Source organism: Patiriisocius sp. 208BN25-11 (assembly GCF_058147145.1).
In genome coordinates, this window is sequence record NZ_JBYVJY010000011.1 from 1 (window position 1) to 19,740 (window position 19,740).

21 protein-coding genes and 1 tRNA gene are annotated in these 19,740 nt (G+C 37.1%); 9 read left to right on the top strand and 13 right to left on the bottom strand.

Features of this window, described 5'->3' with window-relative positions; translation table 11 throughout:
• Positions 1 to 203: 203 nt before the first annotated feature.
• Together ACY2RS_RS12050 and ACY2RS_RS12055 are read right to left on the bottom strand one after the other, a co-directional pair.
• Entirely contained in the window at positions 204 to 1,721 is a 1,518-nt protein-coding gene (locus ACY2RS_RS12050; RefSeq protein WP_490098913.1) for an OmpP1/FadL family transporter, read from the bottom strand.
• A 29-nt stretch (positions 1,722 to 1,750) separates the two neighbouring features.
• Positions 1,751 to 2,800, bottom strand: a complete 1,050-nt coding sequence (locus ACY2RS_RS12055) for a hypothetical protein (RefSeq protein WP_490098914.1) — start codon at positions 2,798 to 2,800, stop codon at positions 1,751 to 1,753.
• A 101-nt stretch (positions 2,801 to 2,901) separates the two neighbouring features.
• Between ACY2RS_RS12055 and proS the strand changes: the two genes are divergently transcribed.
• From proS to rpsT, 3 genes are all read left to right on the top strand, one after another.
• Complete coding sequence (gene proS, locus ACY2RS_RS12060; RefSeq protein ID WP_490098915.1) at positions 2,902 to 4,374, top strand: proline--tRNA ligase; 1,473 nt, start codon at positions 2,902 to 2,904, stop codon at positions 4,372 to 4,374.
• 79 nt (positions 4,375 to 4,453) lie between these two features.
• Positions 4,454 to 4,525, top strand: a tRNA-Glu gene (locus tag ACY2RS_RS12065).
• 25 nt (positions 4,526 to 4,550) lie between these two features.
• Entirely contained in the window at positions 4,551 to 4,802 is a 252-nt protein-coding gene (gene rpsT, locus ACY2RS_RS12070) for a 30S ribosomal protein S20 (RefSeq protein ID WP_490098916.1), read from the top strand.
• An 88-nt stretch (positions 4,803 to 4,890) separates the two neighbouring features.
• On the opposite strand, the gene coaD is transcribed toward rpsT, so the two are convergent.
• Together coaD and ACY2RS_RS12080 are read right to left on the bottom strand one after the other, a co-directional pair.
• Positions 4,891 to 5,343, bottom strand: a complete 453-nt coding sequence (gene coaD, locus ACY2RS_RS12075) for a pantetheine-phosphate adenylyltransferase (protein ID WP_490098917.1) — start codon at positions 5,341 to 5,343, stop codon at positions 4,891 to 4,893.
• A gap of 77 nt (positions 5,344 to 5,420) precedes the next feature.
• The gene (locus ACY2RS_RS12080) at positions 5,421 to 6,404 is read right to left on the bottom strand and encodes a D-alanine--D-alanine ligase (protein ID WP_490098918.1); all 984 of its coding nucleotides are present in this window, start codon (positions 6,402 to 6,404) and stop codon (positions 5,421 to 5,423) included.
• A 128-nt stretch (positions 6,405 to 6,532) separates the two neighbouring features.
• On the opposite strand from ACY2RS_RS12080, the gene ACY2RS_RS12085 reads away from it, so the two are divergent.
• The 4 genes from ACY2RS_RS12085 (at position 6,533) to ACY2RS_RS12100 (ending at position 9,896) form a co-directional block, all read left to right on the top strand.
• Complete coding sequence (locus ACY2RS_RS12085) at positions 6,533 to 7,147, top strand: PASTA domain-containing protein (RefSeq protein ID WP_490098919.1); 615 nt, start codon at positions 6,533 to 6,535, stop codon at positions 7,145 to 7,147.
• Positions 7,134 to 8,180 carry an RluA family pseudouridine synthase gene (locus ACY2RS_RS12090; RefSeq protein WP_490099028.1) on the top strand — a complete coding sequence of 349 codons (1,047 nt, stop codon included), beginning with the start codon at positions 7,134 to 7,136 and terminating at the stop codon, positions 8,178 to 8,180. The genes ACY2RS_RS12085 and ACY2RS_RS12090 overlap by 14 nt, the downstream gene beginning before the upstream one ends.
• Positions 8,181 to 8,367: 187 nt before the next feature.
• Positions 8,368 to 9,129: a peroxide stress protein YaaA gene (gene yaaA / locus ACY2RS_RS12095; protein ID WP_490098920.1), complete on the top strand. Its 762-nt coding sequence runs from the start codon at positions 8,368 to 8,370 to the stop codon at positions 9,127 to 9,129.
• Positions 9,130 to 9,236: 107 nt separating this feature from the next.
• Complete coding sequence (locus tag ACY2RS_RS12100) at positions 9,237 to 9,896, top strand: uracil-DNA glycosylase family protein (RefSeq protein ID WP_490098921.1); 660 nt, start codon at positions 9,237 to 9,239, stop codon at positions 9,894 to 9,896.
• An 82-nt stretch (positions 9,897 to 9,978) separates the two neighbouring features.
• On the opposite strand, the gene trpA is transcribed toward ACY2RS_RS12100, so the two are convergent.
• The 9 genes from trpA to ACY2RS_RS12145 form a co-directional block, all read right to left on the bottom strand.
• Positions 9,979 to 10,743 carry a tryptophan synthase subunit alpha gene (gene trpA / locus ACY2RS_RS12105; RefSeq protein ID WP_490098922.1) on the bottom strand — a complete coding sequence of 255 codons (765 nt, stop codon included), beginning with the start codon at positions 10,741 to 10,743 and terminating at the stop codon, positions 9,979 to 9,981.
• Between the two features lie 52 nt (positions 10,744 to 10,795).
• On the bottom strand, positions 10,796 to 11,977 hold the full coding sequence (gene trpB / locus ACY2RS_RS12110) for a tryptophan synthase subunit beta (protein ID WP_490098923.1): 1,182 nt from the start codon (positions 11,975 to 11,977) through the stop codon (positions 10,796 to 10,798).
• Positions 11,978 to 11,995: 18 nt separating this feature from the next.
• Positions 11,996 to 12,622 (bottom strand): phosphoribosylanthranilate isomerase, encoded by a 627-nt coding sequence (locus ACY2RS_RS12115; protein WP_490098924.1) that lies wholly within the window; start codon positions 12,620 to 12,622, stop codon positions 11,996 to 11,998.
• Between the two features lie 284 nt (positions 12,623 to 12,906).
• Positions 12,907 to 13,707, bottom strand: coding sequence for an indole-3-glycerol phosphate synthase TrpC (gene trpC / locus ACY2RS_RS12120; protein WP_490098925.1), 801 nt, complete (start codon positions 13,705 to 13,707; stop codon positions 12,907 to 12,909).
• Positions 13,708 to 13,836: 129 nt separating this feature from the next.
• On the bottom strand, positions 13,837 to 14,835 hold the full coding sequence (gene trpD / locus ACY2RS_RS12125) for an anthranilate phosphoribosyltransferase (RefSeq protein ID WP_490098926.1): 999 nt from the start codon (positions 14,833 to 14,835) through the stop codon (positions 13,837 to 13,839).
• A 175-nt stretch (positions 14,836 to 15,010) separates the two neighbouring features.
• Positions 15,011 to 15,577 carry an anthranilate synthase component II gene (locus ACY2RS_RS12130; RefSeq protein WP_490098927.1) on the bottom strand — a complete coding sequence of 189 codons (567 nt, stop codon included), beginning with the start codon at positions 15,575 to 15,577 and terminating at the stop codon, positions 15,011 to 15,013.
• Positions 15,578 to 15,579: 2 nt separating this feature from the next.
• Positions 15,580 to 16,977, bottom strand: a complete 1,398-nt coding sequence (locus tag ACY2RS_RS12135) for an anthranilate synthase component I family protein (RefSeq protein ID WP_490098928.1) — start codon at positions 16,975 to 16,977, stop codon at positions 15,580 to 15,582.
• A gap of 214 nt (positions 16,978 to 17,191) precedes the next feature.
• The gene (locus tag ACY2RS_RS12140) at positions 17,192 to 17,758 is read right to left on the bottom strand and encodes a YceI family protein (protein WP_490098929.1); all 567 of its coding nucleotides are present in this window, start codon (positions 17,756 to 17,758) and stop codon (positions 17,192 to 17,194) included.
• 48 nt (positions 17,759 to 17,806) lie between these two features.
• A complete protein-coding gene (locus ACY2RS_RS12145) occupies positions 17,807 to 18,205 on the bottom strand; it encodes a MarR family winged helix-turn-helix transcriptional regulator (protein WP_490098930.1) in 399 nt (132 codons plus the stop codon).
• A 245-nt stretch (positions 18,206 to 18,450) separates the two neighbouring features.
• Here ACY2RS_RS12145 and ACY2RS_RS12150 point away from each other — a divergent pair, with 245 nt between their 5' ends.
• Both ACY2RS_RS12150 and ACY2RS_RS12155 read left to right on the top strand, forming a co-directional pair.
• On the top strand, positions 18,451 to 18,921 hold the full coding sequence (locus tag ACY2RS_RS12150) for a TlpA disulfide reductase family protein (RefSeq protein WP_490098931.1): 471 nt from the start codon (positions 18,451 to 18,453) through the stop codon (positions 18,919 to 18,921).
• Positions 18,918 to 19,613, top strand: coding sequence for a thioredoxin family protein (locus tag ACY2RS_RS12155; RefSeq protein ID WP_490098932.1), 696 nt, complete (start codon positions 18,918 to 18,920; stop codon positions 19,611 to 19,613). The genes ACY2RS_RS12150 and ACY2RS_RS12155 overlap by 4 nt, the downstream gene beginning before the upstream one ends.
• Positions 19,614 to 19,740: the final 127 nt, after the last annotated feature.

Consider the following 19,740-nt stretch of genomic DNA (forward strand, 5'->3'; position numbering starts at 1 on the left):
CTTACCATCAAGTGATTACTGGTTTAGGGTAGAATACACTGAACAAGAAGTGCGCAAAGAGCTAAAAGGACATTTTAGTTTAAAGCGATAGTGTGAAATAGGATATTTCCGCCTATGTTTCGCAGAAGCTTTAGCGTAGGCACAAGAAAAAAACCTCCATGAATTGATGTTCATGGAGGTTTTTTTTACTACAGTTTAAGTCCTTAGAAGTTAAATCCAAAGGTGAGTACTGCATTGTTGATGGCTACATCATTTTGATAGGTTTCTGTTAGTCCAAAAATTTGTTCTTGATTTCTTTCTTGTCCAATTCTTGAATAGGCTAGATCAATAGTGAAACGTCCCATATTATATCCTCCACCAAAAGAAAAACCAGTAGTGTCACCAATGATGGTATCATTCTTATAGGGACTTTCTTCATATTGTAATCCAGCTCTTAGGCTTAGATTTTTAATTCTATATTCTCCACCAATTTTAATTGCAGAGGCAGCTTGTAAGGTGTTTTTTATATTGGTATTTACTTCTTGAAATGAATTAGAAGACCTTCTGGTATCAAATTCTAAATTTGCGTAATCTTTGTAGGAGTAATCAATACTTATAAGACCGCTTTTTCCAAATATATACGCAGCACTTCCAGTTATTTTCCCGGGAGTTCTTAGGTAATATTCTTCAAAAATATTAAGAACATTTGGATTTATATTTGTAGTAATGGGTCTATCATCTTCTATGCGAATAGTTTCTATAGCTTGCGTGGTTTCCTCGCTAATTTCATACCAAGTAGGAGTTTCAAGAGCAATTCCAAGCCTTAGATTGTTGTAGGTGGCAATAGCTCCAAGTTGTGCAGAAAAGCCAACACCATAAACAGATAGGTCGTTCTGAAAACCGATGTCTGTTATAATGCTTCCAGTATTGTTATTTGTTTCTTGTAAAAGTGTTCTTTCTCTGTAAAAGATGTTGTGAGAATTAAGATTTCCGCCAAAATAAAAATGGTCGGTAAATTGAGTGCCAATGTTTATGGTTCCTTTAGCATTGGTTCCTGTGCTTACTTTTATATACTCTTGTTGTACGGGTCCATTTGCAATTGTTGAAAAGTATGAAGTGTTATTAGGATCTAAAGGAGCTACAGGGTTTAAAATAAAAGATTGATATCCTAATAACGCATTTTGGGCAGCAGTTCCTTGATTTTGACCTAAGGCAGCATATAGATCAGCTATTGTTTGCGTACCTTGAGTTTCTAATTGACTTAATCGAATCCCATTTGCTTGGTCTCTAAAAAAGTTCCCTAGAGAATTTTGATTGATGCCAGAAGTAGCTATTCTGTTGCTAAAATTGTTTTCTACTTGATAGTTAAGAGCAATTGTGAATTTTTTCCATGGAGAAGATTCGGTAGTTCTATTAATAACAAAAACGCCCCCCAATTGGTTTAGGTTAGCATCTGTATCAAAACTACTGGTTAGGTTATTTAAAAAATCAATTCTATTTTCGATATCGTGGAGTCCAAGTGATATAGTGGCTCCAGAATTTAGAAAAACCGCACTTCCAGCTGGATTGACACTTATGGCAGACAGATCACCTCCAAGAGCACCAAAGGCTCCGCTCATGGCTTGATATCGAGCTGTTCCGTAATTATTTGTGGTTGCGTATCGCAGTCCGTCAGTAATTGTTTGTGCATTCGCAACCGTCATTGAGCATGCGATTGCGAGCAATGATAGTAAATTTTTCATAGATTTTTTTTTAGAAAAGTGGTTGGATTTTATCCTCTACCACGGCGACCTCCACCTCCTCTTGAAGTTCCTCTAGAACCGCTTCTTCCAGAGCTTCTTCTTGCTCCAGAGCTTCTTCTTGGAGATGAAGAGCGGGTTGAGCTTCTTCTATTAGTGCTTCTTGAGTTGGGTCTAACAGAAGGTCTGTTAGCTGGTCTTGTGGTGCTATTGTTTCTTCTGGCCGATGCATTTGGACGTTGTGTGTTGGTTCTTCTAGAGAACGTAGAAGAGGGCCTTGTTCTAGAAGAATTGTTATATCTTGAATAATCTCTTCTGGCGTTAGCTCTTGTGTTTCTTGCTGTTCTTGAAGTTATAAAATTATTAGACGCCCTTCTAGTATTACTAGTTCTCGCAATAGATCTGCCTCTTCGTGCATCTCTCATGCTGTTACGATTAATAGCAGATCTTCCTGTGTAATAATCTGAGTTTCTTCTACCTCTATTGTAGGCATAACCGTTATATGGATTTCCGTAGTAAGGGTTGTAGTAATTGTTATAAAACCCACCATAGTAATATGGGTAACCCCATCCGTAGTAGCCATAAAATGGGTAACCCCATCCATATCCTACACCCCAGAATGGACTACACCAGTTGTTGTAAAAGCCCCAGCCAGCACCATACCACCAATATGGGCGGTTCCAGTTATTCCAACCATTGTTGTAAATATTTACGGTAACTTCATCTGAATTTTGTCCCCATGCTCCGTAGTCTTCTTCTTGGCTGCGTTCTTCAACAATGTACCCATCTTCGTCTAAACTTTCAGTGGTGCTATACGCATCAATATCTGTGAAGATAGTTCCCTCTTCTAATTCGTCGTAGGTTTGCGTTTTTGAATTAAAGTATTGTTTGTAATAACTGTCACTTGGAGTATTTGTTTCTGAAACTTCCTCGGTTTGAGAAGGTGTTTGTGAATTATAAATACCGTCGTTGTTGGAGTAATCGTTTTGGTTATGAGTTCCGCAGGAAGTTAGTAAAATTGATAGTACTGCTAAAAAGCTAATGGGGAATACATTTTTTGCTGAAATATTAGAACGGTTCATAACTGTGGGATTTTAATTGTTGAACATAGTAAAAATAACTAGTTTTGCCGAAGAAAACTAATATTTAACTTTATCACAACATTTGTGCCAAAACACCTTATATGGCTAAGAATTTAACAACTAGAGAAGAAGATTATTCAAAATGGTATAATGAGCTCGTTATCAAGGCAGATCTTGCCGAAAATAGTGGGGTTCGTGGTTGTATGGTGATCAAGCCTTATGGCTTTGCTATATGGGAGATGATGCAGGCAGAATTGGATCGAATGTTTAAAGAGACGGGACATCAAAATGCATATTTCCCACTGTTTATACCGAAATCATATTTCAGTAAAGAAGCAAGCCACGTAGATGGATTTGCAAAAGAATGTGCGGTAGTAACTCATTATCGACTTAAGACTGCCGACGACGGAAGTATTGTGGTAGATGAGAAAGCAAAACTTGAAGAAGAGTTAATTGTGCGTCCTACTTCAGAGACCATTATTTGGGATACTTATAGAAAGTGGATTCAGTCGTATAGAGATTTACCTCTATTAATAAACCAATGGGCCAATGTAGTGCGATGGGAAATGCGTACACGTTTGTTTTTACGTACTGCAGAGTTTTTATGGCAAGAAGGACACACAGCGCATGCTACAAAAGAAGAAGCAATCGCCGAGTCTGAACAAATGATGAATGTGTATGCAGACTTTGTTGAAAATCATATGGCGGTGCCAGTAGTAAAAGGCTTAAAAACCGAAAGCGAACGTTTTGCAGGTGCCTTAGAAACCTATTGTATTGAAGCTTTAATGCAAGATGGAAAAGCATTACAAGCAGGAACCTCTCACTTTTTAGGTCAAAATTTTGCAAAAGCGTTTGATGTAAAATTTGCTACCAAAGAAGGAAAGCAAGAATATGTTTGGGCTACTTCTTGGGGAGTTTCTACGCGTTTAATGGGAGCACTTATTATGACACATAGTGATGATAATGGTTTAGTACTCCCTCCTAAATTAGCTCCAGACCAAGTAGTTATTGTTCCTATTTATAGAAATGATGAGCAGTTTGATGCGGTGAGTGAAGTGGCTACAAAATTGATGACAGAACTTCGTGCCAAAGGAATTCGTGTAAAATTTGATAAAAGAGATACACATAAACCAGGTTGGAAGTTCAATGAATACGAATTAAAAGGCGTACCTGTTCGTATTGCTATTGGTCCTAAAGATGTTGAGAAAGGAACTGTAGAAATGGCTAGAAGAGATACTTTAACAAAAGAATTTGTTGAAACGGGTGATGTACTAAGTAGAGTAGAAGGCTTATTAGATGAAATTCAAAGCAATTTATTTAATAAAGCAATCGATCACAGAACTGCGCATACAACAGTAGTTTCTAGTTACGATGAATTTAAAAAAGTATTAGAAGAAAAAGGAGGATTCATTTCTGCACATTGGGATGGTACAGCAGCCACAGAAGAGCAAATAAAAAATGAAACAAAAGCAACCATTCGCTGTATTCCTTTAGACGCTGATAATGAGAGTGGTAGCTGTATTGTAACAGGAAAACCATCGGCTAGAAAAGTGCTGTTTGCAAAGGCATATTAAATTTTTTTAAAAAAAGTTTAAAAAGCGTTTGTAGCATTTAAAAATGTTTGTATTTTTGCATCCGCATAAAAAAACAAATGGTCCGTTCGTCTAGGGGTTAGGACGCCAGGTTTTCATCCTGGTAACAGGGGTTCGATTCCCCTACGGACTACAAAATAAGTTAATATAAAAGTATTATGGCAAATCACAAGTCAGCATTAAAGAGAATTAGAAGTAACGAAGCAAAGCGTTTACGTAATCGTTACCACCACAAAACGACTCGTAATGCGATGAAGCGTTTCCAAGACTTAACAGACAAGAAAGAAGCTGAAAACACATTACCTTCTATCAACTCTTTGATTGACAAGTTAGCTAAGAAAAATATTATTCATAATAACAAAGCGGCTAACCTTAAATCAAATATGGCTAAACACGTAGCTGCGCTATAAGATAGCTAACTTACAAACTACAAAACTCCGCTAGGCAACTAGCGGAGTTTTTTTATGTCTTTACTTTTTTATAATCTAAGAATTTATTTTAAGGGACTAAAGAGCTATAATCTCCATCATTCCTGGCAATATCTCTTACAATTGAAGAAGAAATAAAACTGTACTCCGGACTCGAAATTAAAAAGATGCTATCGATTCCATTTACTTTCTCATTGGCCTGCGCAATGGTTTGCTCGTAGGTGAAATCTTTTGGATTTCTAAGTCCGCGTAAGATATATTGTGCCCCTTCTTTTTTGCAAAAGGCAGCGGTAAGTCCTTCATACGTAGCTACACGAATAGAATCGTGGTTTGCAAACGCTTTTTCTATAGTTTCTTTACGTTCTTTTAAAGACCACATATACTTTTTTGCAGCATTGGTGCCAATTGCTATAATGATTTCATCAAAAAGCGGTAAAGCGCGATTGATAATATCTACATGTCCTAAAGTAATAGGATCAAATGATCCAGGAAAAACAGCGATTCTTTTTGTTGTAGTAGCCACAGTGTTTCAGTTTATATCGTAAAGATACAGATTTTATAATGTTCTTGTCTCTATCTTCTAGCAGTGAGCAAAGCGGTCTAACTTCTATCAAGAGCATTCTCAATCAACATTCCAAAAAAGTAAGTAAGGGTGATACCAGCTTCTTTGGCTTGTTTAGGTATGATGCTCTCTTTTGAAAGTCCGGGTGTGGTATTGGTTTCAATAAAAAAGGGTATTCCGTTTTGGATGATAAAATCACTTCGGGTGACTCCCTTCATGTTCAATAATTGATACACATTTTTAGTTGCTTCTTGCACCGCTTTTGTTTCAGCTTCGGAAATTCTTGCGGGTGTAATTTCTTGCGATTTCCCTTGGTATTTTGCTTCATAGTCGAAGAAATCATTTTCTGAAACAATTTCAGTAGGAGGCAATATATGAATTGTATTGTTATGCTGATACGCCCCTACAGAGACTTCGGTTCCTACCAATTCACTTTCAATAAGCACTTCGCTATCTTCTTTGTATGCCTCTAGGATAGCAGTTTCTAAACGTTCAGCTTGTGTCACACGACTTATTCCAAAACTTGAACCCGCTCTATTAGGTTTTACAAAACAAGGAAGCCCTACGATGTCTAAAATTTCCGAAGCACGAATAGCTTCCCCTTCATTTATATAGACCGAAGTAGCACAGGGAATTCCAAAGTTTTTTAAGACACTCAAACAGTCACGTTTGTTGAAGCTTAAAGCAGCTTCATAAAACCCAGTACTTGTTTGTGGAATTCCAATAAGCTCCAGGTACGAAGCTAAATAACCATTTTCTCCGGGAGTACCGTGTATGGTATTAAACACAACATCTGGTAGAATCGTTTTTCCTTGATGTGTACATCCAAAGGTAGCTTTGTCGACAACAGCTTTACTGCCATCTGGAAAAACATACTGCCATGCGTCTTTTAGAAGATGTACCGCATATACCTCATAGGTTGTTTTATCTATCGCTTCGTAGACAACAGCTCCACTTTTTAGCGAAATTTCAAATTCGCTAGAATACCCACCCATGGCGATAGCTACTATTGTTTTTTGCATAAAAATATCATAAAGAGGTTCTTATTTTCGTTTACTATGCTAATGTAGCACAAAAATAGTAGGAAAGGTAGAAAGATACTAAATTAGGTTTCATATTTTTGTGCAATAATCCTCAAACCATTTAATTTATGAAGTCTTTATTTTCAAGAGCATTTGTGAAGCAATTATTGTATGCTCTATTAGTGCTTATTGTACTTACATTTTTATTGTTTTGGTGGTTGAAAATGACAACCAATCACGGACAACAAATTGAGGTGCCGGACTTGTCAAAAATGACTTTAGATCAAGTAGAGGAAGTGCTAGATGATGCCGATTTACGTTTCGAAATTATGGATTCTGCCAATTATAATCCAGACTACCCAAGATACTCAGTGATAGAGCAGGTGCCTAAGGCTGGACATATGGTAAAAGAAGACCGTAAAATTTATTTGGCTTTAAACCCTTCGGGATATGCAAAAATAAAAATTCCAAAAGTCTTAGGACGTACCATGCGTCAAGCGCGACCCACCTTATTAGCAGTAGGTTTTAAAATCGGTAAAATTACCAAACGAGCTCACATGAGTGATCAAGTATTAGAGTTGCGTCACAAAGGTTCTAGAATAAAACCGGGAGACCAAATAGAGAAAACGGCAGTCATAGACGTAATCGTTGGAGATGGATCGCTAAGTAGGTACAAAGAATCTTCTTCCGAAAATGAAGAGAAAAAAGAGACGTCCAAAGACAAAGCAGATGGAGGAAATTAATGGGCCACAGAATATAGGTCGTGAAAGTGATGATTTATATGAACATTTTAGATTTGTAGCAGACAAAGGTCAAGCACCTTTGCGTATTGACAAATACTTAATGAATAAGGTAGAGAATGCTACCAGAAATAAAATCCAGAAAGCAGCAAAAGAAGGGAATATCTTTGTAAACGATGTCATTGTAAAGTCGAATTACAAGGTGAAACCCAACGACATTATCACCGTTTTGTTTGAGCATCCGCCCTATGAGCAATTACTTACTCCAGAAGACCTCCCAATCGACATTTTGTATGAAGATGATGATCTTTTAGTGGTCAATAAAGCCGCAGGTATGGTAGTGCATCCAGGTCACGGAAATTACAGTGGTACACTCATAAATGCCCTTACATTTCATTTTGATAACCTTCCTAATAATAGTAGTGACCGTCCAGGATTGGTCCATAGAATAGACAAAGACACCAGCGGATTGCTAGTCGTGGCAAAAACAGAAGCTGCCATGACACACCTTGCAAAACAATTTTTTGACAAAAGCACAGAACGTGAATATGTAGCGATTGCTTGGGGTGCTATGGAAGAAACTGAAGGTACTATTGAAGGCCATATAGGGCGTCATCCCAAAAACAGATTACAAAATACCGTGTATCTTCATGAAGATGATCTACACAAAGGGAAGCCGGCTGTTACCCATTACAAAGTATTAGAGCAACTAGGGTATGTTACCCTAGTATCTTGTAAGTTGGAGACTGGGCGTACCCATCAAATACGTGTACACATGAAGCATATTGGACACACCTTGTTTAACGATGAGCGTTATGGGGGACATGCCATTTTAAAAGGAACGACCTTCACCAAATACAAGCAGTTTGTAGAAAATTGTTTTAAGGTATTACCTCGCCAAGCCTTGCATGCAAAGACCTTAGGTTTTGTACATCCCACCACAAATGAGTTCATGCGTTTTGAAGCACCAATTCCAGAAGATATGGAAGCTTGTCTTGAAAAATGGCGTTCGTATTCAAAAAATAGCATTTCTTAGTACTGTGTTTTTTTCTTGTGCCTCCGCTAAAGCTTCTGCGACACGCGGGCGGAAATTTGATTCGGCGACCTGCTTTAGGTTCATTACAAAGGGGCTATTAGTCTTTTCAATCTTTCTATAAATTTTAAGAATATCTTGGGGGAAACCATATCATTTTTCTTCCTATTTTTATAAAAAATTTCGCATTATGAAAATTGTTGTATCACCAGCCAAGTCCTTAGATTTTGAAACAAAAGTACCTAATACTAGAGGTACACAACCTCAGTTTTTAGATCAGGCTGCAACACTCAATAAAAAATTAGAAAGTAAGTCTAAAAAAGCGATTGGTGCTTTAATGCACATTAGTGATACATTAGCCGAGCTTAATTACCAGCGATACAAAGATTTTTCTACACCCTTTACAAAACAAAATGCAAGACCAGCGGTTTATGCCTTTGCTGGAGATGTGTATACCGGGCTAGATGCGTATACACTGCCTGAAGAGAAAATCGACACTCTAAACGATACCTTACGTATTCTATCGGGAATGTATGGTGTGTTACGTCCGTTAGATTTAATACAACCCTACAGATTGGAAATGGGAACAACATTGCCCGTTAATCGTAAGAAAAATTTATATGAGTTTTGGGGAAGTACTGTTACAGATGCTATTAATGCAGAACTCAAAGAAGGCGAATTGTTTGTAAACCTTGCCAGCAATGAGTATTTTAAAGTCATACAAGCCAAAGACATCAAAGGAGGCGTAATTTCACCTGTCTTTAAAGACTTTAAAAATGGGAAGCTTAAGATTATCTCTTTCTTTGCAAAAAAGGCAAGAGGAAGCATGGCTCGTTATTGTATAGACACCAACGCTCAAACATTAGAGGATATTAAAGGATTTGATTATGACGGTTATCGTTTTAGCGAGGAGCATACAGTAAAAGTTACAGAACCTGTTTTTATTCGATAATTTTATGGAACTGTTGGTTTTTTACTACTAATTTGGTTTCAAAGTTTCAAAGTAACAGAGGGGCAAAGTTTTATAGCTAAATTTTAAATCAAATAATTGAATACTATTTGTTCCATCACACCCATCCATATCCGCCGTTTATTCCCGAAGGTACCACTAAACTCATTGTGGGTACCTTACCGCCGCCACGGTTTACAACGGGCAATTTAAAAGAACGTGATGTTAATTTTTGTTATGGGAGTAGGGACGGACAATTATGGCCCATACTCGACAAAATATTTGATATTGGTTTAGTGTATGAGACCACTCAAAAAGCCATTGACCAGCGTAAAGTTTTTTTACAAAGCAGAAACATTGGAGTTTGTGATATCGTAGCAGGAGCATATCGAGAAAAAGTAGATGCTAGTGATCTAGGGATGCAGGATATAGAATTAAGAGACATTGTTGGTGTTTTAGAAGAACATCCTGAAGTCACCACCTTACTTTTTACGGGCGGAAATAGCAAAAATGGCCCAGAATATTTTTGTAGAAAACATCTTAAAAGACATAAGCTTGTCTTACAAGTAGAAGATAGCAATGTGCCTAGAATACATAGTTTTATACTTCCAAAATCCAAAAGAAAAATCACTACGGTTTCATTAACAGCTCCCAGTGGTGCCGCAAATAGAGCAGTGGGTAGTTTGGCAGCCTACAAAGAAATGAAACAAAAATTTCCGAAGAAAACCACCATAGATTTTCGGGTAGAACAGTATAGACCCTTTTTTTAATTTTTAGTATTAGTTTTTTATATCTAATATCAAACGAACACCCCTCTAACACTCCTCTAACTCCCCTCAAGGGGAGAATTTTTTAAATGCGAATACCTTTTACAAAATCTCCAATTCCTGCGATTCCTTTTTCTGTAAGCATTTTTATAAAAGCACTCCCTATTATGGCACCTTTTGCATATTGAGTCGCCGCTTGAAATGTGGCTGCATTACTAATTCCAAAGCCCACTATTTGTGGATTTTCTAATTGCAAGGCATCAATTCGTTTAAAATAATCGGTTTGAGTATTTCCGAAGCCACTTTGAGCGCCCGTAACACTTGCGCTACTTACCATATAAATAAAACTAGTACTTGCGGCGTCAATTTGATGAATGCGTTCCTCGCTTGTTTGAGGAGTGATTAAAAAAGTGACTTTTAAATCGTGTTTTTTAAAAATATTCTTGTAATGTGCATCGTACTCTGCTAAGGGTAGGTCTGGTAAAATGAGACCGTCAATTCCAATTTCTTGGCATTTCGCACAAAAAGCCTCCACACCATATTGTAATACTGGATTAAAATACCCCATTAAAATTAGAGGTATAGAGACCGTTTTTCGAATATCTTTTAATTGCTCAAACAATAGGGCAGTGGTCATTCCATTTTGCAAGGCCTGCGTTGAACTTGCTTGAATGGTAGGTCCATCTGCGAGAGGATCACTAAAAGGCAATCCAATTTCTACCATGTCCACTCCATTTTTTTCGAGGGATTCTAGAATAGGTACTGTATCTTCTAAGCTAGGGTAGCCAGCTGTGAAGTATATGGAAAGGAGTTTTTTATTTTGCTGAAGCAATTTGTTAATTCTGTTCATGTCTGTAGTTAATTTTGTTATTTCCGCGGAGGGGTAAATGAGAAAGTTTAAGCTAAAGCTTGAAATATTCGATATATGTGTTTAGATCTTTATCCCCGCGACCACTTAGGTTTACCACTACGATGTCATCTTCTTTAAATTTTCTGGTTTCAAAAATGGCAAGTGCATGACTGGTTTCTATGGCTGGGATGATACCTTCTAATTTGCTTAGGTGTAGTCCTGCTTGCATAGCAGCTTCATCTGTTACCGAAATAAATTCGCCACGACCACTGGCGTATAAATGCGCATGCATGGGCCCCACACCAGGATAATCTAGTCCAGCCGAAATAGAATAAGGTTCTGTAATTTGTCCGTCATCGGTTTGCATAAGTAGGGTTTTACTTCCGTGGATAATCCCCACTTTTCCTAATGCTGAGGTCGCAGCACTCTCACCACTGTGTATTCCCTTTCCCGCTGCTTCTACAGCTATGATGCCAACTTCGGGTCTGTCTAGATAATGGTAATAAGCACCCGCCGCATTACTGCCACCACCCACACAAGCAACGACATAATCTGGGTTTTCTCTACCTTCTTTTTCTAGTAACTGATTTTTTATCTCCTCCGAAATCACGCTTTGAAATCGCGCCACCATATCTGGATACGGATGGGGACCAACCACACTTCCAATGATATAATGGGTGTCTGTAGGATTGTTAATCCAATCTCTAATGGCTTCGTTTGTGGCGTCTTTTAAGGTTTTACTTCCACTAGTGGCTGGTATCACCGTTGCTCCTAACATTTTCATACGAGCCACATTGGGTGCTTGGCGTTCTATATCAATAGCACCCATGTATACAATACATTCTAGTCCCATTAAGGCGCAAACCGTTGCCGTTGCAACACCGTGTTGTCCAGCACCTGTTTCGGCAATGATTCTCTTTTTGCCAAGGTGTTGCGCCATTAAAATCTGACCGATGGTATTGTTTACTTTATGCGCTCCGGTATGACACAAATCCTCGCGTTTTAGGTAGATTTTGGTGTTGTAAGTAGCCGACAAGCGTTTTGCAAAATAGAGCGGGGTAGGGCGTCCTACATACTCTTTGAGGAGATCTTGAAACTTTTCTTGAAATTCAGGTTCCTGCATTACCTGAATATATTGCTGGCGCAGTTCTTCTACATTTGGATAGAGCATTTCTGGGATGTATGCTCCCCCAAATTCGCCATAATATCCTTTTTCGTTTACATTATAATTCATACTGAATTGCATTATGCTTTAAGCAAGTTCTTCTTTTAATTTTTTTAAATCTGAAATATTCTTCATTCCAGGATGGTCCTCGAATTTACTATTGACGTCAATAGCATAGATGGGGAGCTTTGTTTTAAGTAATTTTTTTACTTCGGAAATATTAGTCAACCCAATACCGCCACTTAAAACAAAAGGAATATTACTTGGATAGTTTTTCAAAACATTCCAGTCGAACACATAACCATTTCCTCCTTTCGCTTTGCCTTTGGTATCGAACAGAAACTTTGAAACTGCTGATTCATAGTCAGCTAAGACACCAAAATCAAAGTGATCTTTAATACTGAAGACTTTCCAGAGTTCAATAGTTTTAGTTTGATGGAGGTTTCGACTGCGCTCAACCAGACAATCGTCATACAAATCTTTACAATAGGCTGGTGTCTCTTCACCATGTAGTTGAATCACATTAAGCTCAAAGACTTTTATCTTTTCGAGTATAAAATCGATGGAAGCGTCTACAAAAACACCTACTTTTTTTATGTTTTTTGGAAGGGTTGGAATTTCTTGCGCATCAAAATTCCTCGGACTTCCCTCATAGAAGATAAACCCGAGATAGTCTGGTTGCAACGTTGCTGCATCAGCCACGTTGTGTTTCATACCACATATTTTTAGTTTTAGATTCATGTTTGTCATTTCCGCGTAGGCGGAAATCTCATTTGTTTAATTATACTTATTTATAACGACTATAATTTTTTTAGTTCTGTTTGTTACCCTTCAACTCCCGAAGCTTCGGGACAGGGTGACAGTAATTGTTTTTGTCATGCTGAGCTTGTCGAAGCATATTTAATGATACATTAATAAATAGTTCTCTTACCAAAATTTCAGGACAGGGTGACAATAATAACATCCCCCTTAGTCCCCCTTGCGCCGCCGCTATAGCTTTAGCGCACGCGGTCAAAAGGGGGAATTATTTGTTTAATAAACTCTTCGGTACTTGCGCCTGGGTTTTCAGTTTTCATGAAGCGCTCTCCTATGAGAAAGCCTTTGTATCCATAGGGTTTTAATTCTTTTATGGCTTCTATAGTACTAATACCACTTTCAGAAACTTTTACAAAGTCATCTGGAATAAGCGTTGCTAGTTGTTTACTTGTGTTTAATGAAACCTCAAAGGTTTTTAAATTTCTATTATTGACACCCAACAAATCAACTGTAGGATGTAATGATTTTTGTAATTCTGCTTCATTATGAATTTCTAATAATACATCCATGCCTAGTTCTTTTGCAATGGCAGAGTATTCTTGTAATTCACTTTTTGACAAACAAGCTGCGATTAATAAAATAGCATCGGCGCCATAGGCTCTGGCTTCGTAGATTTGGTATGGATCTACTATAAAATCTTTACGAAGTAACGGAAGACTTACATTAGCCCTAGCTACTAATAAATCGTCTAGAGATCCACCAAAAAACTTAGTATCTGTTAATACAGAAATAGCACTAACTCCTGCATTTTCATAACCTAGTATCACTTCTGGAACCAATACGGTTTCATTTATCACCGATTTACTTGGAGAGCGTCTTTTGTGTTCTGCAATAATCCCCGATCCATTGGCGACACTTGTAGCCATAGAAAAACAAGCCCTATAAAAATGCTGCGATTTTTTTAATAGCGCGATTGGGAAGGCAGCTTTTTTTGCAGCAACTTCTTGTTTTTTATAGGTTGTTATGGTATCTAAAATTGTCATTATTATTTGTTTTTAGCTTTAAAGCCCTCACCAATATTTTGTGCGCTTTGCAAGCTTCAAATTATTGACGCTCCCTGAGGGAGAGTAGTTCCTCTTTTTAATACTATGTTTTTATAAACTTCTTAAAAACTAAATATGTACACTCAATTCTTGCATTTTCTTCAATGCTTTTAATCCTTTACCACTTAACAAACTTTCTTTTGCTTTTGTGAATCCATCTTGGATGTGGCATCCAGTTACCGTAGCAATGGCGAGTCCAGCATTGGCGCAGACCACATTATTTTGTGCTTCGGTACCGTTTCCTTTTAATATTTCAGAAAAAATATGCGCAGAAGCTTCGACTGTTTCGCCACCATAAATATCGCTTTGTGCTATTGTTGGTACTCCAAATGTGCTGGGTTGCAAGACCATTTCCGAAGTTTTAGAAATCATTTTTGTAGGTCCGGTTAAGGAAATTTCATCATACCCATCCATGGCGTGTAATACTGCAAAGTTTTTAGTTCCCTTTTGATATAAGTAGCCATACATTCTTGCCAACTCCAAATTAAAGACCCCTACCAATTGGTTTTTTGGAAGTGCCGGATTTACCATAGGTCCCAACATATTAAAAAATGTTTTCACCCCTAATTCACGTCTTATGGGTGCCACTTTTTTCATGGCTGGATGGAAAAGGGGAGCATGTAAAATGCAGATACCCGCTTCGTCCAAACAGCGTTTGTGGTGGTCGATATCATTACTAAATTTAATACCCAATTGTTCCATTACATTACTGCTTCCACTAATAGAAGACACGCCGTAATTTCCATGTTTACTAACAAGAACGCCAGCACCAGCAGTTACGAATGACGCTAGGGTGGAGATGTTAAAAGTATTTTTTCCATCACCGCCAGTTCCACATAAGTCGATTGTATTATAATCACTCACATCAACAGGAATGCATAATTCTAGCAAGGCATCTCGAAAACCTTCCAGCTCTTCGATACCAATACTACGCATCATGTACACCGTCATAAAAGCCGCTATCTGACTAGGATAATAGCTTCCTTCTGAAATATGCACCAACACATCTCTAGCTTCTTCTTTGCTAAGTTGTTCGTGGTTGATTAATCTATTAAGTATTTTCTTCATTTTTTCATGCCCGCGAAGGCGGGTATCTTTTTCGTTTTTGTACCTGCAAACTGCCACTGATTAATGCGTTCTTTTTTTAAATTTCGTAATTCGTAATTCGTAATTCGTAATTCGTAATTCGTCTTTCTTCATCCGTCATCCGTCATTCGTCACCCGTCACCCCTCATCGATCATCTCACATCTCCACCCAATTCTTCATCATTTCTTTTCCTTTGGGGGTTAGAACGCTTTCTGGGTGAAATTGTACGCCGCGAATGTCAAGTTCTCTGTGGCGGAGTGACATAATCTGCCCATTTACATCAAGAGAAGTTATTTCTAGACTATCGGGGAAGGTATCTTTACGTACTACCCAACTGTGGTATCTGCCTATTTCTATTTCATTTCCGAGTCCTTTAAATAAGGGTTCGTCATATACTAGAATGGTAGCTTTTGTGGCCACACCATGGAAAACTTCTGGCAAGTTGATGAGGTCTCCGCCAAATACTTCGCCAATGGCTTGTTGCCCAAGGCAAACTCCTAGTATTGGTTTTCTACCCGCATAGGTTTTGATGACCTCTTTGAGTAAACCTGCTTCTTCGGGAATCCCTGGGCCAGGTGATAATAAAATTTTATCAAAATCCTCAAGGGCTTCTATATGAAATTGATCATTACGTAGTACGGTTACCTTGCAATCTAATGCTTCTAGGTAATGTACCAAGTTGTACACAAAACTATCATAGTTATCTATTACGACTATTTTCATGGTTATATGTTTTCTGCTAGTTCTAAGGCTTTGGTAAGCGCTCCTAATTTGTTATATACTTCTTGTAGTTCTTTTTCTGGATCACTATCATTTACAATACCAGCACCTGCTTGGTAATGTAGACTATGATTTTTACTTACAAAAGAACGTATGATGATGGCGTGATTAAAATTTCCTTTAAAATCCATAAAACCAATGGCGCCTCCATAGAAATCACGATTTACATTTTCGTATTTTTCTAGCAATTTCATGGCATTGTGCTTGGGTGCTCCACTTAAAGTTCCTGCTGGAAAGGTATCTGCAACGACTTGCATGGTTGGGGTTGTTGGGTTTTTGGTGGCAGTTACTTTGCTTACCAAATGAATAACATGTGAGAAAAATTGGACTTCTCGATAGGTTTCGACGACTACATTGCTTCCATGACGGCTTAGGTCGTTTCTAGCTAAGTCAACTAACATGACATGTTCGCTGTTTTCTTTTTCATCTACTGCTAGTTGTTTGGCTAGTAGTGCATCTTGTTCGTCATTTCCTGTTCTTTTAAAGGTGCCGGCAATGGGATGAATTTCTGCTTGGTCACCATTTACTACTAATTGTGCCTCTGGGGAGCTGCCGAAAATTTTAAAATTTCCGTAGTCAAAATAAAAAAGATAAGGGGAAGGGTTGATACTTCGTAATGCCCTATATACATTAAACTCATCTCCTGTAAATTTTTGAGAGAAACGTTTACTAGGTACAATTTGAAATACATCCCCACGAGCGCAGTGTTCTTTGCAAGTGTTTACCAATGCTTTAAAATCTTCGTCTTTGAGATTAGTACTAGGATCGCCATTTCTTGAAAAAGAATACTCAGCAAAATTCTTGGAAGATAGCAAACGCTCTATTTCAGAGATGTTGTTGTCTGTATCATAGCAATGGGCAAAAATATAGGCCTCATTGTTAAAATGGTTGATAGCAATGATGTTTTGATAGACGGCATAATAGGCATCTGGTATGTCGAGATCACCTTCTTTTTTGTGAAGCTCTAGATCTTCAAAATAGCGTACCATGTCGTATGTCATATAGCCGAAAAGACCATTATTAATGAACTTAAACTGCTGACTGTCGTCTGCTGTAAATGCTTGAGAAAAGTCTTGAATGCTTTTTGGAACATTTGTAGTTGCAGTAATGGATTGCACGAGAGCTTCCTTGTTTGGGAACTGCGTTGTAATTTGTTCTTGCGCTATTTTAATGCTAGCAACAGGATTGCAACAGATATAACTAAAGCTATTATCGTTTGCATGGTAATCGCTGCTTTCTAATAACAAACTGTTAGGAAAACGATCACGCAGGCGTAGATATACCGACACAGGAGTAATTGTATCTGCTAGTAGTTTTTTGGAGTATGTTTTTAATTTGTACATAAAAAAAAGGCTTGTCGTGATGACAAGCCTTTGGTATTTTGAATACTACAATAGTGCTTTGCTCACGATTATCGTCGAGAGTTATTCCACCACCAAGTATGATTTGTTAATCTATTCATTTTAGTAATTTCCTCGAAGGAGGAAACTTTTTAAGTTATAAGTTCAAATATAATAAAGAAATTAGTATTGAATTATAAAATGATTAAAATTACTTTTAAAATTTCAACATTACGTTTAATTCAAATTTATCTGAAATGGTATTGTCACCTAAACTATCAAAGAAACTTCCAGATCCGTAGCGTACGTTATACTTACTTCTGTCTATTTTAAACGAAGTGGTAGCAGTGTTTCCTTTCATTTCTAAATCGAATGCAATAGGGTGTGAAGTTCCTTTTATAGTCATGGTGCCTTCTACTTCGTATCCACCTGACATCTTTTGGACTTTTGAAAATACTAGGGTTGCGGTTGGATGCTCTTTTACACCAAAGAAATCATCACTTTTTAAGTGTCCCTCTAGTTTTTCTTTGCCTTCACCTGCTTTGAGGTCTGTTACATTGATAGAGGTCATGTCTACCACAAACATACCTCCAGTAAGTTCGTTGCCATCCATTTTTAAATGTCCTTCTTTTAAGTTAATAGTTCCTGTGTGAGAACCTAGTACTTTTTTACCTTTCCATTCAATAGTACTTTCTGTAATGTCTACTTTTTTAATGGTATTTGTAAATGCTAATGCGCCAAAGGCTACTGTTAAGATAAGTGCCGATTTGATGATTGTTTTCATAAAAATATTTATTTTAAATTATTAATTAGTGTATAGTAATTCCTTTTGTTAGGAATCATTTCTTAGTTTGTCTAACAAGGTATTTAAGGTTGTTAGTTCTGTTTTTGTTAGATTTTTGGTTGCTGAAATATTATAGTTGTTAATTATTGGGTCAGAGTTTGTTAAGAGTTCTAAGCCTTTATCTGTGATAAAAATCTCTACTTTTCTTCTGTTAGTTGGACATTGGTTTCGCTTCACTAATTGTTTAATAATTAGTTTGTCTACTAGGCGAGTGGTATTACTTTTTTTGTCAATCATACGTTCTTGCAGGGTTGATAAATTTGCAGGATTCCCTTTTTGACCTCTCAATATTCTAAGTACATTATATTGTTGTGCACTAATATCATACTGTTTAAAAAAGTCGGCTTTTAATTCTATATGCCTAGCTGTATACATGATATTAATCATTGTTTTAGTATGAATATCAAGGGGTTTACTAGATTTTATTACGTCTTCAATGCTCATTATTGTATATACAACTATTGTTTGTACAAATGTAAATGTATTTACAGTTTTCATGCAAGGTTTTATGAAAATTTTAATAGTTTACAATGTAAACTCCTGTAAAACACTAGTATTTTTATGGTATGAAATTGTTCTTAATCTCTACATTATTATGTATTTGTTTTTCTTGCAAAGAAAAAACGAATACAATGCAACAGGATACTGCTATTTTTTCTTCGGAAATTTTAGAGGCTAAGGAGTTGGTCCCTGTTGTTGATTATAAAGGCTTGGCTCCTTTATTTGAAAAGCATAATGACACGACTTATGTTATTAACTTTTGGGCGACTTGGTGTAAACCATGCATCAAAGAATTACCTGCTTTTGAAGCATTAGGAAGTAATTACAGTGATAAGAAAGTAAAGGTGGTATTCGTGAGTTTGGACTTTCCCGAAAAACTAGAAACACAAGTACTTCCTTTTTTAGAAAATAAGAAGATAGCTTCAGACGTTATCTTACTAGATGATGCAGATGCCAATAGTTGGATTCCTAAAATTTCCGAAGATTGGAGTGGTGCCATACCTGCTACCGTTATTTATAAAAATAAAGAACGTCGTTTTTATGAACGTTCGTTTACCTATAAAGAATTAGAAACCGAAGTACAATTAATACAATCCTTATGAAACTTAAAAAGAATTTATTACTAGAAGGCATTGCAGTATTATGCAGCATTTTATTGTTTGTAAACTGTAAAAATGATCCTAAAGAAGTGGCTGTAAAAGAACCAATAGTGGAAGCAGTAAAAGCAGAGGCTTTTGAGGCGATGAGCAATACTGCAGCAGGATATACCATTGGTAACAAAGCCACAGATTTTAAATTAAAAGATGTAGATGGTAGCATGGTGTCTATGGCAGATTATACAGATGCTAAAGGATTCATCGTAATTTTTACCTGTAATACTTGTCCGTTTGCAGTGGCTAGCGAAGACCGTATCATTGCATTAGACAAGAAATACAAAGCATTAGGATATCCAGTCATTGCTATCAATCCAAACGATCCAAAGGTACAACCAGATGATACCTACGAATTAATGCAAGCAAAAGCAAAAGATAAAGGGTTTACCTTCCCATATTTGTATGATCAAGACGATAAGGTATATGTAACCTATGGTGCTAAGAAAACACCACATGTATACTTATTACAAAAAGAGGGGAAAGCAAACATTGTAAAATACATTGGTGCTATCGATGATAATGTAAGAAATGGGAGTGCAGTGAAGAAAACCTATTTGGCAGATGCTATTGATGCATTGTTAGCTGGAAAAGAAATTGAAGTAAAAGAAACAAAAGCTATTGGCTGCTCTATAAAAGTTTAAGAGCTCATAGTCTTAGTATATATATGATAAATGTCTGGTTGAGCGCAGTCGAAACCTATTGTAAATAATCTAAATATTCAAGTTCTCATCTCAAAATTTTGAGAACATATCTAAAGAAAGGTTACTA

What these genes read in the sequence shown, in the direction of transcription:
- ACY2RS_RS12050 (WP_490098913.1), bottom strand. Translation starts at nt 1,721, where the DNA reads ATGAAAAATTTACTATCATTGCTCGCAATCGCATGCTCAATGACGGTT.
- ACY2RS_RS12055 (WP_490098914.1), bottom strand. Translation starts at nt 2,800, where the DNA reads ATGAACCGTTCTAATATTTCAGCAAAAAATGTATTCCCCATTAGCTTT.
- proS (WP_490098915.1), top strand. Translation starts at nt 2,902, where the DNA reads ATGGCTAAGAATTTAACAACTAGAGAAGAAGATTATTCAAAATGGTAT.
- rpsT (WP_490098916.1), top strand. Translation starts at nt 4,551, where the DNA reads ATGGCAAATCACAAGTCAGCATTAAAGAGAATTAGAAGTAACGAAGCA.
- ACY2RS_RS12080 (WP_490098918.1), bottom strand. Translation starts at nt 6,404, where the DNA reads ATGCAAAAAACAATAGTAGCTATCGCCATGGGTGGGTATTCTAGCGAA.
- ACY2RS_RS12085 (WP_490098919.1), top strand. Translation starts at nt 6,533, where the DNA reads ATGAAGTCTTTATTTTCAAGAGCATTTGTGAAGCAATTATTGTATGCT.
- ACY2RS_RS12090 (WP_490099028.1), top strand. Translation starts at nt 7,134, where the DNA reads ATGGAGGAAATTAATGGGCCACAGAATATAGGTCGTGAAAGTGATGAT.
- yaaA (WP_490098920.1), top strand. Translation starts at nt 8,368, where the DNA reads ATGAAAATTGTTGTATCACCAGCCAAGTCCTTAGATTTTGAAACAAAA.
- trpA (WP_490098922.1), bottom strand. Translation starts at nt 10,743, where the DNA reads ATGAACAGAATTAACAAATTGCTTCAGCAAAATAAAAAACTCCTTTCC.
- trpB (WP_490098923.1), bottom strand. Translation starts at nt 11,977, where the DNA reads ATGAATTATAATGTAAACGAAAAAGGATATTATGGCGAATTTGGGGGA.
- ACY2RS_RS12115 (WP_490098924.1), bottom strand. Translation starts at nt 12,622, where the DNA reads ATGAAACACAACGTGGCTGATGCAGCAACGTTGCAACCAGACTATCTC.
- trpC (WP_490098925.1), bottom strand. Translation starts at nt 13,707, where the DNA reads ATGACAATTTTAGATACCATAACAACCTATAAAAAACAAGAAGTTGCT.
- trpD (WP_490098926.1), bottom strand. Translation starts at nt 14,835, where the DNA reads ATGAAGAAAATACTTAATAGATTAATCAACCACGAACAACTTAGCAAA.
- ACY2RS_RS12130 (WP_490098927.1), bottom strand. Translation starts at nt 15,577, where the DNA reads ATGAAAATAGTCGTAATAGATAACTATGATAGTTTTGTGTACAACTTG.
- ACY2RS_RS12135 (WP_490098928.1), bottom strand. Translation starts at nt 16,977, where the DNA reads ATGTACAAATTAAAAACATACTCCAAAAAACTACTAGCAGATACAATT.
- ACY2RS_RS12140 (WP_490098929.1), bottom strand. Translation starts at nt 17,758, where the DNA reads ATGAAAACAATCATCAAATCGGCACTTATCTTAACAGTAGCCTTTGGC.
- ACY2RS_RS12145 (WP_490098930.1), bottom strand. Translation starts at nt 18,205, where the DNA reads ATGATTAATATCATGTATACAGCTAGGCATATAGAATTAAAAGCCGAC.
- ACY2RS_RS12150 (WP_490098931.1), top strand. Translation starts at nt 18,451, where the DNA reads ATGCAACAGGATACTGCTATTTTTTCTTCGGAAATTTTAGAGGCTAAG.
- ACY2RS_RS12155 (WP_490098932.1), top strand. Translation starts at nt 18,918, where the DNA reads ATGAAACTTAAAAAGAATTTATTACTAGAAGGCATTGCAGTATTATGC.